General features: G+C 59.1%; 14 protein-coding genes and 1 other RNA gene. 10 read left to right on the top strand and 5 right to left on the bottom strand.

Going from position 1 to position 13,128, the window contains the following annotated elements; all coding sequences use genetic code 11:
- Positions 1 to 70 precede the first annotated feature (70 nt).
- The 10 genes from HMPREF2879_RS02990 to HMPREF2879_RS02940 all read left to right on the top strand — a co-directional run bounded on the left by HMPREF2879_RS02990 (position 71) and on the right by HMPREF2879_RS02940 (position 7,932).
- Positions 71 to 298, top strand: coding sequence for a hypothetical protein (locus HMPREF2879_RS02990; protein ID WP_049344009.1), 228 nt, complete (start codon positions 71 to 73; stop codon positions 296 to 298).
- Positions 298 to 753, top strand: a complete 456-nt coding sequence (locus HMPREF2879_RS02985; protein ID WP_049344011.1) for a TadE family protein — start codon at positions 298 to 300, stop codon at positions 751 to 753. Before HMPREF2879_RS02990 ends, HMPREF2879_RS02985 begins: the two co-directional genes overlap by 1 nt.
- Entirely contained in the window at positions 719 to 1,240 is a 522-nt protein-coding gene (locus HMPREF2879_RS02980) for a hypothetical protein (RefSeq protein WP_049344088.1), read from the top strand. The genes HMPREF2879_RS02985 and HMPREF2879_RS02980 overlap by 35 nt, the downstream gene beginning before the upstream one ends.
- Complete coding sequence (locus tag HMPREF2879_RS02975; protein WP_049344013.1) at positions 1,203 to 1,748, top strand: pilus assembly protein TadG-related protein; 546 nt, start codon at positions 1,203 to 1,205, stop codon at positions 1,746 to 1,748. The genes HMPREF2879_RS02980 and HMPREF2879_RS02975 overlap by 38 nt, the downstream gene beginning before the upstream one ends.
- Before the next feature lie 261 nt (positions 1,749 to 2,009).
- The gene (prfB, locus tag HMPREF2879_RS02970; protein ID WP_070634784.1) at positions 2,010 to 3,137 is read left to right on the top strand and encodes a peptide chain release factor 2; all 1,128 of its coding nucleotides are present in this window, start codon (positions 2,010 to 2,012) and stop codon (positions 3,135 to 3,137) included.
- Between the two features lie 18 nt (positions 3,138 to 3,155).
- A complete protein-coding gene (gene smpB / locus HMPREF2879_RS02965) occupies positions 3,156 to 3,650 on the top strand; it encodes an SsrA-binding protein SmpB (protein WP_005505423.1) in 495 nt (164 codons plus the stop codon).
- 127 nt (positions 3,651 to 3,777) lie between these two features.
- Positions 3,778 to 4,233, top strand: a complete 456-nt coding sequence (locus tag HMPREF2879_RS02960) for a DUF4190 domain-containing protein (RefSeq protein ID WP_049349499.1) — start codon at positions 3,778 to 3,780, stop codon at positions 4,231 to 4,233.
- A 239-nt stretch (positions 4,234 to 4,472) separates the two neighbouring features.
- Positions 4,473 to 5,360, top strand: a complete 888-nt coding sequence (locus HMPREF2879_RS02955) for a DUF4190 domain-containing protein (protein WP_049345766.1) — start codon at positions 4,473 to 4,475, stop codon at positions 5,358 to 5,360.
- A 313-nt stretch (positions 5,361 to 5,673) separates the two neighbouring features.
- Positions 5,674 to 6,046: a transfer-messenger RNA gene (gene ssrA / locus HMPREF2879_RS02950) on the top strand.
- Between the two features lie 1,289 nt (positions 6,047 to 7,335).
- Positions 7,336 to 7,932: a hypothetical protein gene (locus HMPREF2879_RS02940; protein ID WP_070629388.1), complete on the top strand. Its 597-nt coding sequence runs from the start codon at positions 7,336 to 7,338 to the stop codon at positions 7,930 to 7,932.
- Positions 7,933 to 8,027: 95 nt separating this feature from the next.
- On the opposite strand, the gene HMPREF2879_RS02935 is transcribed toward HMPREF2879_RS02940, so the two are convergent.
- The 5 genes from HMPREF2879_RS02935 to HMPREF2879_RS02915 all read right to left on the bottom strand — a co-directional run bounded on the left by HMPREF2879_RS02935 (position 8,028) and on the right by HMPREF2879_RS02915 (position 13,072).
- Positions 8,028 to 8,969 (bottom strand): inositol monophosphatase family protein, encoded by a 942-nt coding sequence (locus tag HMPREF2879_RS02935; RefSeq protein WP_070634783.1) that lies wholly within the window; start codon positions 8,967 to 8,969, stop codon positions 8,028 to 8,030.
- A gap of 81 nt (positions 8,970 to 9,050) precedes the next feature.
- Positions 9,051 to 10,178 carry a ribosome small subunit-dependent GTPase A gene (gene rsgA / locus HMPREF2879_RS02930; protein WP_070634782.1) on the bottom strand — a complete coding sequence of 376 codons (1,128 nt, stop codon included), beginning with the start codon at positions 10,176 to 10,178 and terminating at the stop codon, positions 9,051 to 9,053.
- The gene (gene aroA / locus HMPREF2879_RS02925) at positions 10,179 to 11,690 is read right to left on the bottom strand and encodes a 3-phosphoshikimate 1-carboxyvinyltransferase (protein ID WP_070634781.1); all 1,512 of its coding nucleotides are present in this window, start codon (positions 11,688 to 11,690) and stop codon (positions 10,179 to 10,181) included. It lies immediately after the preceding gene.
- Between the two features lie 246 nt (positions 11,691 to 11,936).
- A complete protein-coding gene (rsrA, locus tag HMPREF2879_RS02920; RefSeq protein ID WP_005508601.1) occupies positions 11,937 to 12,251 on the bottom strand; it encodes a mycothiol system anti-sigma-R factor in 315 nt (104 codons plus the stop codon).
- A gap of 92 nt (positions 12,252 to 12,343) precedes the next feature.
- Entirely contained in the window at positions 12,344 to 13,072 is a 729-nt protein-coding gene (locus HMPREF2879_RS02915) for a sigma-70 family RNA polymerase sigma factor (protein ID WP_049342176.1), read from the bottom strand.
- Between the last annotated feature and the right edge of the window lie 56 nt (positions 13,073 to 13,128).

Below are 13,128 nucleotides of genomic sequence, written 5' to 3'. Positions count from 1 at the left end.
GTGGGCTGGGCTGATTGCCCGGCGTGCCGCACCAACCACACACTACACCCTTTGAGAGAAGGAGAATACAATGTTCCGTCGTTTCCGCACCACCCTGACCGTGCTGATTGCCCTGGCTATTGCATCCATGCTGGCTCTGCGCCTGAAGAACAAGCAGGATGACCCCGAGCGCGGCGACGTGCCCGGCTGGGTCATGATCACCATGATGAGCGCTGTGCTGGTTGCCGCTATCCTGGCGATTGCTCAGCCCGCTCTGACCAAGATGTTCAACGACGCGATTGCTCTGGTTCACCAGTAATGCGTAAGCCCCGCATCGCTTCTGAGCTGACTGCCGCTGAGCTATCCTCCGCGGAATATTCTGTGGAGGAGAGCGAGCGCGGTGACGCCAGCACGGAATTCGTCATGGTCGGTGCGCTGTTGGTGTTGCTGACCATGGCGATTCTGCAGGTTTCTTTCGCCCTGTATGCACGAACCATGTTGGTGGATGCTGCGGCGGCTGGGGCACGTTACGGTACGATGCGTGACCGCACTCCGCAGGAGGGCATGGAGCGTACCCGTCAGATGATTGAGGGGGTTCTTCCGTCTTCGTATGCTGAGAATATTTCGTACCGTCAGAGTAGTGATTCTACGGGTGTGCGCACTTTGGAGGTGACGGTGAAGTCTCCGTTGCCGGTGCTGGGCCCGTGGGGTTTTCCGGATTCTATTGAGGTGAAGGGGCATGCGATTTATGCGGAGCATCGTTCCGGTGATTAGTGACTTTTCGCTTCGGCAGCGGGTGAAGGAACGCCTGAAGAGCCGTTCTGATTGGCCTCTTTTTAGCCAGCACCGCCCTGAAGAGGGTAGCGCCATTGTGGAGTTCCTGGGCTTGGGCATTACTCTGCTCATCCCGGTGCTCTACGGCATTCTGACGATTTTTAGCTTGCAGTCTTCGGTGATGGCGGCTCATGCGGCGAGCGCCCAGGTGGTGCTGTATGTGCAGGAGCAGCCGCAGGATTCATCGGTTGGCCCGGATTTGGCTCAGCGTCTGGCGGTGCATGCTGCCGCGGATTACGGGGTTGAGCCCTCCGATGTGAGCGTGTCGTTGAGCTGTGCGTCGGGGGAGTGCGTCTCGGGTACGAAGGCGTACGCCACGGTGACGGTTCAGGCGCGTCTGCCGCTTCTGCCTTCGTTTATGGGCGGCGGCGTGATTCCGGTGAGTTCTCATGCGTCGAGTTGGGGGTCTGGTCATGCTGATTCCTAATGGTTTGCTGGCTCGTGCCAACATGAAGATTCGTGCCCGTGCGCAGAGCCGGGCGCTCGCCTCAGGCCGCCTCGCCGCTGACCCGATTGCCTCAGACCCGGAAGAGGGCAGCATTGCCCCGCTGATTGTGGGTATGCTGGCGTTGCTTCTGCTCATCGGTTCGGTGACGGTGGCGATTACGGGTGCGTATCTGCAGACGCAGCATTTGCAAGATGTGGCGGACGCTCAGGCGAACTCGATTACCCGCACGATGCGCACTCCGGATGAGGCGAATGGTTCGGCGGCGTGGGAGTATGCGAGTGCGTACCTGGCTGAGGTTCAGCCGGGGCAGGATTTTCAGGCGTTGCGCCTGGAGAACGTGTCCGTGGATTCTGATCACAGTGTTCACGTGTACCTGTCGGCTCGTATTCGTCCGCCGCTGCTGTCGATTCTGGTGCCTGATGGTATTGAGGTGACCGCTCACGGTTCGTCGCGTTTGAAGACGAGCCAGGGCCCGTCCACCGATTAGTGCGTCCATCAACGGCGCACGGGCGTATCGGCGACGGGTATATCGGCTCACTCGCTTATTGGCGTGTTGTGAGCCTCCTAGACTGCGAGGGCGCATCCGCAAGGTAGTGTAACGGCTAGCGGATGTGCCCTCGTTTTATGCCCTTTTTATGTCTTCGTGGCGCGGCTTCTGCCCTCTGTCTGCCTTATCCTTCTGTGCTGTGGGCTGTTGCGGGCTGTAACGGCGGGACTTTCTGGCCGTTTCGCGATAGTGTTAAAAGCTATGGCATCCTTCGATTTTTCCGCTGAGATTAAAGAGCTTCGCGCTATCTTTGCCTCGATTGCCGCAGTGAGCGACATCGAGGGGATTGAGCGCGCCATTGAGGAGCTGTCCGAACAGGCCGCCGCCCCCGATTTGTGGGATGATGTTGAGCATGCCCAGAAGGTGACGAGTGCCCTCTCCTACAAGCAGTCGGAGCTGAATCGTCTGCGCTCGCTGTCCTCTCGCATTGACGATGTTGAGGTGATGGTGGAGCTTGCCGAGGCCGAGGATGCTGAGACCGCCGCCGAACTACTGGCAGATGCTCAGGAGGAATGCGGCCAGATTCGCGCCAAGCTGGAAGAGCTGGAGGTTTTGGTCCTCCTCTCCGGTGAGTACGATCAGCGTGAGGCTGTGGTGACGATCCGTTCGGGCGCTGGTGGCGTGGACGCCGCCGATTTCGCGGAGATGCTTCTGCGCATGTACCTGCGTTGGGCCGAGAAGAACGGCTACCCGACGAAGGTGCTGGACACCTCTTACGCTGAGGAGGCAGGCCTGAAGTCGGTGACCTTTGAGGTTAACGCGCCGTACGCTTTTGGTCGCCTGTCGGTGGAGGCGGGTACTCACCGCCTGGTGCGTATTTCGCCGTTCGATAATCAGGGCCGCCGCCAGACCTCGTTTGCGGCGGTTGAGGTGATTCCTCTGATTGAGCAGACGGATGCTATTGAGATTCCCGAGTCTGAGATTAAGGTGGATGTGTTCCGCTCCTCGGGCCCGGGTGGTCAGTCGGTGAACACAACGGACTCGGCGGTGCGTATGACTCACTTGCCGACCGGTATTGTGGTGTCGATGCAGAATGAGAAGTCGCAGTTGCAGAACCGTGCGGCGGCTTTGCGCGTGCTGCAGTCTCGCCTGTTGCTGTTGCGTAAGGAGCAGGAGGACGCGAAGAAGAAGGAGCTTGCCGGCGACATTAAGGCAAGCTGGGGTGATCAGATGCGTTCCTATGTTCTGCATCCGTACCAGATGGTGAAGGATCTGCGTACCGGCTACGAGGAAGGTAATACCTCTAATGTTTTGGATGGCGGTTTGAACGCCTTTATTGATGCTGGTATTCGCTGGCGCGCTTCGGGGCGCGCGGCTGAAGAGAGCTAAGACGTGAAGGATTGAGTGATGGCTCAGAAAAAGAAGAAAGACGCGAAGAAGGACCCGAATAACGCGATTATTGCCCAGAATAAGAAGGCTCGCCACAATTACAACATTGTGGATACCTATGAGGCGGGCATTGTTCTGCTGGGTACTGAGGTGAAGTCTCTGCGTGATGGTGGGGCGTCCATTGTGGATGGTTTCTGCCAGGTGACCGATAACGAGATGTGGCTCGAGGGTATTCATATTGCGGAGTATGGTTACGGTACGTGGACGAACCATGCGGCTCGTCGTCGCCGTAAGCTGCTGCTGCATCGTTCTGAGATTAATAAGCTGGCGCAGAAGCTGAAGGAGACCGGTTACACGGTGGTTCCTCTGAAGCTGTACTTCTCGAATGGTCGCGCGAAGGTTGAGATTGCTTTGGCGACCGGTAAGCGTGAGTACGATAAGCGTCAGGCTTTGCGTGAGCGTCAGGATGACCTGGAGGCGCGCCGCGCGATGCGTTACCGTAACCTCGGTTAGGGCTGAGGCAACGGCTGGATGCGCGGCTGGTTCGGTGACTGCCGGTAGGGGCGGGGCGCGGTTCCTCGCGTATAATGGTTGAAAATTCGCGGTGTACCGCGAGCACCATACGTTTTTGAGGAGACACATGTCTGAGAACCCGAACTACCAGCAGAACCCGGGCGAGTTCATCCCCGCACCGCAGCAGGCACCCGCATACAACATGCAGGGCGGCTACCCCGGCTACCAGCCGACCCCGAGCTCGGCTCTGGCGATTGCTTCGCTGATTCTGGGTATTATTGGTCTGCTCACTGGCTTGATGGTTTTTGGTGCTGTTCTGGGCCTGGTCGGCGTGATTCTGGGTATTGTTGCCCTGGTGAAGGTGAAGAACGGTACCGCTTCCGGTAAGGGCATGGCGATTGGTGGTATTGTCACCGGCGCGCTGGGCATGATTGCTGCTGCTGCTATGATGGTGCTCGGCATTGTTCTCGCGAGCCAGTGCGTTGAGAACGCGGTGCAGGATTCGAACGGTAACTACGTGTGCACCATGGCCGGTCAGACCATGACCCTGACTCCCGAGGACTACGACGCTGCCCGCCGCTAAGCCGCGTTGAGCATATAGAGACGTGAAGGGACCGAATAGTGTTGAACTATTCGGTCCCTTGCTCTGTTTCTGCGCTGATTCTGCCCGATTGGTGGATTCTGGGGGATGATTCTGGAATCTTGGACTTCATAGATGACCCAAATGGCGGCTTATTTATATAATGGAACCGAACTCAGCGCGCAATGGTGCGTTGGGCGAGTATAAATTGTTCGCTGCAACTGTGAAGGAAAGAACGACGGATGTCTGAGAATAACTACGGAAACAACCAGGGGAACGCACAGAACCCCTACGCTGCTCAGCAGCCTAATTCTTCCGCCCAGAGCTCGTACGGTCAGGATTACGGCCAGGCTCCTTCGGCACAGAACACCTACGGCCAGGATTACGGTCAGAGCGCATCCGCTCAGAACACCTACGGCCAGGCACAGCAACAGAACGCTACTCCGCAGAACTCGGCCCAGCAGAACCAGTACGGTCAGTTCGGTGCGCAGTCTTCTTCGCAGAATGCTTACGGCCAGAACGCTGCTCAGGGTACCTCCGCCCAGGGCGCTGCGACTCAGAACACCTACGGTCAGGCTCAGCAGCAGTACGGCTATGGTCAGGACGCTTCCTACCAGGCGCAGCCCGCTCAGCAGAACCAGTACGGTTACGGCCAGGAGGCTTCCTACCAGGCGCAGCCCGCTGACTACAACTACCAGCAGAACTCTTACCAGCAGCAGCCCCAGCAGGATGCTTACGGTTACGGCCAGCCCGCGGGTTACCCGTATGCGGCTCCCGTGACGAAGAAGGCTCCCGGCATGGCGCTGGCTGCGATGATCCTCGGTATTGCGGCTGTGCTGACCGGTTTCCTCGTATTTGGTATTCTGCTGGGTATTGCCGCGATTATTCTGGGTGCGCTGTCCCTGAAGAAGACTAAGGAAGTTGGCGCGGGTAAGGCATTCGCGCTGACCGGTATTATCACCGGTGCGGTGTCTGTCCTGATTTCGATTTGCATGCTTTTCGTATACATTTCTTTCTTCCAGACCGCTGAGAAATGCCTTGAGGTTGGTACCGAGGACGGTCACGGTAACGTGGTCTGCCAGATTGGTGACAACCCGAACAACCGCATGACTGTTCCGGCTCACCGCTAAGGTTTGACCGCCTAATTTTGACTGCCTAATTTTGGCTACCCAGTGCGGTACGCGAACGGGGTGGGGCTCCCAGATGATCTGGGGAGCCTCACCCTGTTTTTTATGCGCTGTGTCAGGCTATGGTGTTGCTGCTGCGCTGATCTGTTCGCTTTATTCGCCTCTAGCGGAGGGTGTACCTGCGTGGGTGGGGGACTTGCACGCCGTTAAACATCTTAGATATACTGAATCTCTACCGTGTTTGAATGGCACCGCGGCATCAAGGTATGTTGAGGAAAACTTTCAGAAGACGGTGGGCTTTTTGATAAAAGCATAGGGGGATGATCGGTTTCGACGATGTGAGTTGAGATGGGTGAAGCGTGCCGAGGATGCAGGGTTATCTCGTTAACGCCCTCTGCAAAAAATTAAGTGCAGAATCTAAGCGCACTGACTTCGCACTCGCTGCCTAAGCGCGAGTTGCCGTCTGTCGGCCTGAGCATGCCTTTGGCTCAGTTACCGGCATCGACTTAAAAGGCCACTGCTGCTAGCCCTTGTTGCGGGGGTTAGTGGGACTTTTACGTAACTAGGTTCGTCGGTATATGTGTTTATGCAAGTACCGGAGCCGAAAAGTAGCGTTCGCATAAACTGCGCACGGAGAAGCCCCGTTGACGCCACATCGGACCGGGGTTCGATTCCCCGCATCTCCACGATCTCCCAACTGCTCGCTATCCCGTATGGGGTGCGGCGGTGATTATCGGTTCCAATCCAGAGGAAGAACCGCGGTAGGTTTCTACCACCCGGCAGGACGCCCCACGGCGTCACCTGCCGGGTATTTTTATGCCCAATTGTCGGTCTGTATTGCCGGTCTGCTCTGGGGTGTACCGGCGTGCTCGTGGGTTGGGCATCAAAAGGTTTGGGCCAACGTCAAAAAGTATGGGCTGGCGTCGAAAGGTTTATATGGACAGCATCTTCATCCGCACTGACCCTGCCGGGAACATCAAACCCGACAAAGAAAAATCCACCGAGAAAATCGACGGCGTGGTAGCCACTATCATGTGCCTCGACCGCGCGATTAGATGCGGCAGTGGACCCGCCACTGAGAGCGTGTATGACAGAAGAGACATGTTTTTCATGTAGTGTCAATTTACGTGGTGCATCTGACGAGGCTCTCTGATAGACTGCTGAGTAGTGATGTAAGATACGTCACTATGTGATGCGGGAATGCAATTACAACCGCAATTTCTGCTTGGAATTGGGGGTTAGTTGCTTCCACGATTGCAAGAGCTTTAGGGCCAGCATTTGTTGGTGGTTTTGGAAAAGCCCTTGGAGGTCCGGCAGTAATTGCCGCTGCGCTAGCTGTTGCAGCAGTGTCCTGCACTCTCACTCTTTAACCTGGGAGAGGTCCAATGCGTACGAAGAATATATTTACACTAGGATTTCTTCTCACTATTGTTCCGATGTTCTGGGTGGTTATCTCAATTGCCAGAGATTGGGAGTTCTTCGATCCAGTATCAATTCTAGGTGCAATTTTAGGAGGTCTTTTGGTCACTTTTGCAGCCAGAAGGACGCTTGAGAGTGATTCAAAGTTCCCTAAGGGACCCCCTAAAGGACCTAGTGTGTAAAACATCGCTTAGAAGTTTCTAAGAGGAAGAACCGCGGTAGGTTTCTACCACCCGGCAGGACGCCCCACGGTGTCACCTGCCGGGTATTTTTATGCCCAATTTCGGTGTCACTCGGGGCGTGCCTGCGTGCTTGGAGGGTGCTCAGGTGACCGCATTGTAATGAGAACGTCATCAGAGAAGACGAAAACGCACCCTATGGCGTAGTATCGAAGGGTAAATATCGTTGTTCGGCGTTGATTGTTCATTCAATCTCACCGGCAACATTCGAGAGCAACCACAGAGCCACCAAACGAGCCACAGAATAGCCGGTCATAGGGACGCCACCGCTACGACGCGGTAGCTACATACCCGCTATGACGACCACTCAAGGACACACCATGGAAAACCAGATTCCCGCCCCCTCCTTCCCGGAGCAGAACAACGCAAACTCCCCGCAGCCGGTACCTGCTGGCGTAGCACCCGGCGCTCCCCTCGGCGCAGCACCCGCACCCGCCCTGGGCGTGGCACCCGCTAACGTGCGCGACCGCGACGACAGCTACCAGCGCATCCCGGACATCTACCGGGTGCCGGCTGAGCACCGCCGCCCCTACGGCGAGACCACCGGTGATTTCCGCGGCCCCGGCTACTTCTACTCCATCGGCGCGTTCGGCGCTTCCCTGGGCGCCCTGGCGCTGACCCTCTACGCGTGGGTTCAGGTAGCGGCACTCCACTCTGAAGCAACGCTCAACTCCCGCGGCTATAGCTCCTCTGCGTATAGCTCCGGTTTGAGCCCCAACATCATGGTGATTGCTCTGCTGCTCGTGGGCCTGATCCCGGTCGGTGTTTCCATTTGGCTTGCCATCTACTCGGCGAAGGTGAACGCCGGTCACGTCACCAAGTACACCTCGAAGATGACGACCTTCAACATTCTGGCGTACATCATCTCGGGTCTGAGCCTGCTGGGTCTGCTCGGCACCCTCACCATGCTGTCCTAAAACAGGCAATACGTGCTCTCAAAGCGATAACAGCGAGGCGGCGGCTATATTTTTACTGCCTCCTGCTTTTACTGACTCCTGCTCAGGGGGGGAGGCTAGGGTCGGGGTGCGAGCGCCTCCAGCACCTGCTGCTGGACCGCCGCCGTATTACTTGCCACCAGGGACACCGGGTGCACACCGGCGACTGAAATGCCCGCGTGCTCGGGCAAATCGCCCTCCAGGGTGGAGGCGACGCCGCCAGCCTCGCGAATCAGCGGCAGTAGCGCCGCCACCTCGTAGAACGACAGGGATGCGTCCACGACGGTGTCCACAGCACCCTCAGCGAGCATACACGCCGCCCAGAACGAACCGTACGCACGGGAACGACCCACTGAGCACAGAAGCTGTACAAGCTCGCCAGAGCGGTCCACAGCGCCTTCAGAGGCCGCCTTCCAGGAGGAGAGATCGGTGTACGCGGCAGACAGCTGATCCAGCTGAGTCAGCGAAGACACCTCAAGACGAGTCGCCTGCGCCAAAGACTTACCCGTGTACGCGCCCGAGCCGCGAGCAGCCCACCAGCGGCGACCCAGCGCGGGTGCAGACACCACACCCACCACCGGCTCACCCTGATCCAGCAAAGCAATCAGAGTCGCCCACACCGGCACGCCGCGGCGAAAATTATCCTGCTCAGCAATCGGTGCAATCACCCACTGGCGCGCCGCCTGACCGTTATAGCCAGCATGCGCACCGACAATACCGTCACGAGTACGCACACGTGACAGTTGCGCGCGCAGAAGCTCTTCAACTTCCTGAGCCACACTCGAGGCGTAATCGGCAGGCTCCTGCACCTGCGCCTGCGGTTCTACGGGCTGCTGAGTAGCCTGCTGCCACGGCGCCAACGGTGCCGCGGCGGGTGCCGCCTCGGCGGGCTCTAGTGCCTCGGATGCGGGGGAGAAGACCGGGCGGTCACGAAAACGCATGGCGCTCACACGATCGACGCTATCGGCAAGAATATGCGCAAGACGCAAATCGTCGGTGTACTGCTGGGGACGGCTCATAGTAATGCTCTTCTTCAGTATTCGGTGATGTAGTCAGCAAAAATGTGCGTGTAGTGCTGTGTGTAATGCAGTGGAGAGAACCTAGACGAGAGCGCCCAGTTCCTTCTCCGAATCGCCCTCTTCAGGAGTCAACAGCAGCAGCTTACGCAAGGACTCCAGGCGGGCGGGACCGCTCTCACCGGCACGACCGGCAGCAACGTACGCCTCCAGACCGCACTCGGGAGCCTGCGCCGCGTGAGTACATGCCTTCGGGCAATCCGCCGCGCCGGGCGCCAGATCCACGAAAGCCTCCACCACGGTCTCCGGGGGCACATGCGCCAGGCCGAACGAACGAATACCCGGAGTATCAATAATCCAGGTGCCCGGCTCCATCGGCTCCCCATTCGCATTCACCGGACGCAACGCCAACGCCGACGAGGACGTGTGGCGGCCACGGCCCGTCACCGCGTTCACATGACCGGTCGCACGCTCAGAGCCGGTCAGCGCGTTCACCAGGGTCGACTTACCCACACCCGAATGGCCCAGAAGCACCGACACCTGACCCAGCAGCTCCTGCAGAAGCTCCTGAACCGGCGCAGACTCCAGGCCCTTCGCGCCCTCCTGGCTCGGCGCCAAACCATCCGAAGACGAAGACAGCACAATCTTCAAACCGCTCGCCGCATAGTAATCCAGCAGGTTCTGCGGGTAACGCACATCGGTCTTGGTGATGCACAGAATTGGCTCAATACCGGCATCAAACGCCGCCACCACGGCACGGTCAATGAAGCCGGTACGCGGCTCCGGGTTCGCCGCAGCAACCACAATCACCAGCTGCTGAGCGTTCGCCACAACCACGCGCTCCGACGGGTCGGTGTCATCGGCGCTACGGCGCAGAATGGAGGTGCGCTCGCCCAGACGCACAACGCGCGCCAGGGTATCCTTCGCGCCGGAGGTGTCACCCACCAGATCCACAAAGTCACCGGTTACAATCGCGGTGCGGCGTAGCTCCTTAGCGCGCGCCGCAATGAGGGTACGTTCCTTCTCGGTACCTTCATCAACGACGACCGACCAGCGGCCGCGGTCCACCGTAATGACCCTGCCACGAATCGCTTCTTTGAAGGTCGGGCGGTCCTTCGTGCGGGGGCGGGAGCCCTTCTTGTTTGGGCGCACGCGCACATCCGACTCATCCCATTCGGAGAAATCGCGCACGTTCATGCGGGAAGAACCCATTTAGAAGACCTCCTGGTCGGCGGTAACGTCAGAGGTGGAAGCGCCGGCCTGCCATTGCGCCAGCATGTCCTCCCACATTGCGGTAAATTCGGGCATGGTCTTAGCTACGGTGGCTACGTTCTGCACCACCACATTGGGGCGGCGCAGACCAATAATCGCCGCGAAGGTTGCCATACGGTGATCGTCGTAGGTGCGCGCCAGAACCGGCGCAGCCTCAGCGGCAGCGGGGATGAGCGCCTCAATCACCAGCGAATCGGCGGTGTCGTGGGCGGTGCCTCCCAGGCGGTTAATCTCAGCGGCGAGCGCTGCGAGGCGGTCCGTCTCATGACCGCGCAGATGCGCAATACCGGTCAGCTCAACGCGACCCTTCACGAAAGCGCAGGCAGCCGCCATGGTCGGCGCCAACTCGCCACCGGCAGACAGGTCAAAGGAGAAGTCACCCTCGGGAAGCTGCGCCGGACCGATCACAGTCAGACGGCCCTCAGCGTAGCGAACCTGCGCACCCAGCGCGGGCAGAAGCTCACGCCACATATCGCCCACCTGGGTCGTACCCGCCGAAGAATCAGCCGCGGGTGCCGGCCAGTGAGGAATAGTTACCGACTCGCCGGTCACCACCGCGGCGGCAAGGAACGGACCGGCATTCGACAGGTCCGGCTCAATGGTCATCTCAAAGCCGGGGAAAGAACCGGGGTGAACCGTCCAACGGTACTCGCCGCCCTCTGTTTCGTTGCCTTGGTTCGGGTAGTGTTCCTGCACCCGAATACCCATCTGGCGTAGCGCCTCCACGGTCATCTGAATGTGCGGGATGGACGGCACCGAAGAGCCCTCGTGCACCAGCACCATGCCCTGCGGCAGGCGAGGCGCCATCAGCAGCAGAGCCGAAACGAACTGGGACGAGGTCGAAGCATCAATACGAACCACGGGCGCCTCAGAAACCCCCTCTACGCTCGCCAGACCGGGGGAGCGCAGCACGAAGGGCAGAGCGTTCTCGCCCTGCTCACAATCTACCTGCACACCCAGCTGACGCAGACCCTCCAGAACCGGACCCATCGGACGCTGACGAGCGTGCGGGTCACCGTCAAAAGCGAACTCACCCGGCAGCAGCGCCGCCAGGGCGGGCACAAAACGCATCACGGTACCGGCAAGACCGCACTCAATCGACACGGTGCGCGACTGAGCGGAATCGGACTGCGCCTGTGCGGAATGCGCTTCCACAAAGCTCAGGGGAGTGACCTTAACATCCGGACCGAACGGCGAATCGGTCGGCACCAGCTCAATACCCGCACCCAGCTGGCGCAGTGCCTCAATCATCAGCGCCGAATCGCGCGAATGTAGCGGCGCACGCAAATACGAGGGGGAATCAGCCAGAGCAGCAAGTAACAGATAACGGTTCGTGAGCGACTTAGAACCCGGAATATGCACCAGCGCGTTCTTGCCAGCGGCTTCGCTGGAGGCGGGTGCCAGGGGAGCGGGCCAATCACCGGGGGAAAGCTGCACTGCTGCGTCGCTCATATGTCCTCTTCTGGGTCGAATCACGGGGAGGCGCAGGCTGTGGTGCGCTGCGCCGGTTGACGTCTACCCCTATTCTACCGGTTGAGGGTTTGCGAGCCGCCGAGGACTCCAGAGGTGAGATAGGCAATGCACACCAGGTAGTGCGAACCAACCAACACGCGTAAAGGCGGTGCACCGTTATTGGTGCACCGCCTTCACTCATCATCAGATGTCTATACCCCCAGCGGGGCAACAGCTTGAGGCAGCTTAGAGGTTAGCCTCGGCGCAGAACTTCTGCACATCCTGCAGTAGACGCGCCTTCAGCTGCTCGGGCGCCTGCTGAGCGCACGAAGAACGCATCTTCTCACGAATCATCAGCTCAAAGTCCTTCACATCCGCGCAGTCGGGGCAGGCATCCAGATGCGCCTGAACTGTGCGCAGCTGCTCGGGGCTCAGCTCCCTATCGAGGAATTCATAGAGGCGCTTGAGAGACGACGAGCAGGGCTGGCCGCCGCAATCCTCCAGCGGCTCAGAAGCCGCGGAGGCTTCGGGGACAGAAGAATTCTTGTCTGTGGTTGACATCGGGGTTCCTTTCACACGGAAGGTATAAAGCGTTAGGGGAGTCTAGCCCCAACCTCATGGGGGGGGGCTAGCTCACGTGTAGAAGAGCGAAACTAAGAATCTGCAGGCGCCTCGGAGCCAGAGCCCGCCGGCGGGGACTTTACGCCCTTGGCCGCCTTAGTGCCCTTGGTAGCCTTTGCCGGCTGCCCCTTAGTGCTCGCCTTCGCTGCGGCTTTCGCCTCAGCCTTTGCGATGGTCGACGGGCGCAGACCGTTCTCACGTGCATAATCGAGCAGCTTCTCACGCAGAATACGGCGGCCACGATGCAGACGAGACATCACCGTGCCCAGAGGGATATCCAGAATCTCCGCAATATCCTTGTACGCGAACCCCTCCACATCGGAGTAGTACACCACCATGCGGAAATCCTCAGACAGCTCGTTCAGAGCCTCACGAACCTCCGTATTCGGCAGGGCACTCAGCGCCTCCGCCTCGGCAGAACGCAGACCCACCGCATCATGCTCACCGGCCTGAGCCAGCTGCCAATCCTCCACCGTCTCACCCTGAGACTGCTGCGGCTCACGCTGACGCTTACGGTACAAATTGATGTACGTATTCGTCAGGATGCGGTACAGCCACGCCTTCAGGTTCGTACCCTCGGTGAACTGGTGGTACGAAGCAAAAGCCTTCATGTAGGTTTCCTGCACCAAGTCTTCAGCATCGGCAGAGTTGCGGCTCATCCGCAGGGCGGCAGCGTAGAGCTGATCCACATACTGCATAGCGTCCGCGGTAAAGCGTTCGCGCAGCTCGCGGGTATCCGCTGCGGTGTTGGTTTCAGCCATGTTTCTCCTCTACAGGAACGCGCCAGGCGTTCACTTCCATAACGTAGAATTCTTCT

Origin of the sequence: Rothia sp. HMSC069C04 (assembly GCF_001812895.1) — a bacterium.
Lineage (GTDB): Bacteria > Actinomycetota > Actinomycetes > Actinomycetales > Micrococcaceae > Rothia.
This window is presented reverse-complemented; position numbering and strand designations above follow the sequence as displayed.

Excerpts from the sequence above, each read along its gene's own strand:
- smpB (WP_005505423.1), top strand. The coding sequence starts at position 3,156 with ATGGCTCAGAAAAAGAAGAAAGACGCGAAGAAGGACCCGAATAACGCG.
- aroA (WP_070634781.1), bottom strand. The coding sequence starts at position 11,690 with ATGAGCGACGCAGCAGTGCAGCTTTCCCCCGGTGATTGGCCCGCTCCC.
- rsrA (WP_005508601.1), bottom strand. The coding sequence starts at position 12,251 with ATGTCAACCACAGACAAGAATTCTTCTGTCCCCGAAGCCTCCGCGGCT.
- HMPREF2879_RS02915 (WP_049342176.1), bottom strand. The coding sequence starts at position 13,072 with ATGGCTGAAACCAACACCGCAGCGGATACCCGCGAGCTGCGCGAACGC.
- HMPREF2879_RS02990 (WP_049344009.1), top strand. The coding sequence starts at position 71 with ATGTTCCGTCGTTTCCGCACCACCCTGACCGTGCTGATTGCCCTGGCT.
- HMPREF2879_RS02980 (WP_049344088.1), top strand. The coding sequence starts at position 719 with ATGCGATTTATGCGGAGCATCGTTCCGGTGATTAGTGACTTTTCGCTT.
- HMPREF2879_RS02935 (WP_070634783.1), bottom strand. The coding sequence starts at position 8,969 with ATGAGCCGTCCCCAGCAGTACACCGACGATTTGCGTCTTGCGCATATT.
- HMPREF2879_RS02955 (WP_049345766.1), top strand. The coding sequence starts at position 4,473 with ATGTCTGAGAATAACTACGGAAACAACCAGGGGAACGCACAGAACCCC.
- rsgA (WP_070634782.1), bottom strand. The coding sequence starts at position 10,178 with ATGGGTTCTTCCCGCATGAACGTGCGCGATTTCTCCGAATGGGATGAG.
- HMPREF2879_RS02975 (WP_049344013.1), top strand. The coding sequence starts at position 1,203 with ATGCGTCGAGTTGGGGGTCTGGTCATGCTGATTCCTAATGGTTTGCTG.
- HMPREF2879_RS02960 (WP_049349499.1), top strand. The coding sequence starts at position 3,778 with ATGTCTGAGAACCCGAACTACCAGCAGAACCCGGGCGAGTTCATCCCC.
- HMPREF2879_RS02940 (WP_070629388.1), top strand. The coding sequence starts at position 7,336 with ATGGAAAACCAGATTCCCGCCCCCTCCTTCCCGGAGCAGAACAACGCA.
- prfB (WP_070634784.1), top strand. The coding sequence starts at position 2,010 with ATGGCATCCTTCGATTTTTCCGCTGAGATTAAAGAGCTTCGCGCTATC.
- HMPREF2879_RS02985 (WP_049344011.1), top strand. The coding sequence starts at position 298 with ATGCGTAAGCCCCGCATCGCTTCTGAGCTGACTGCCGCTGAGCTATCC.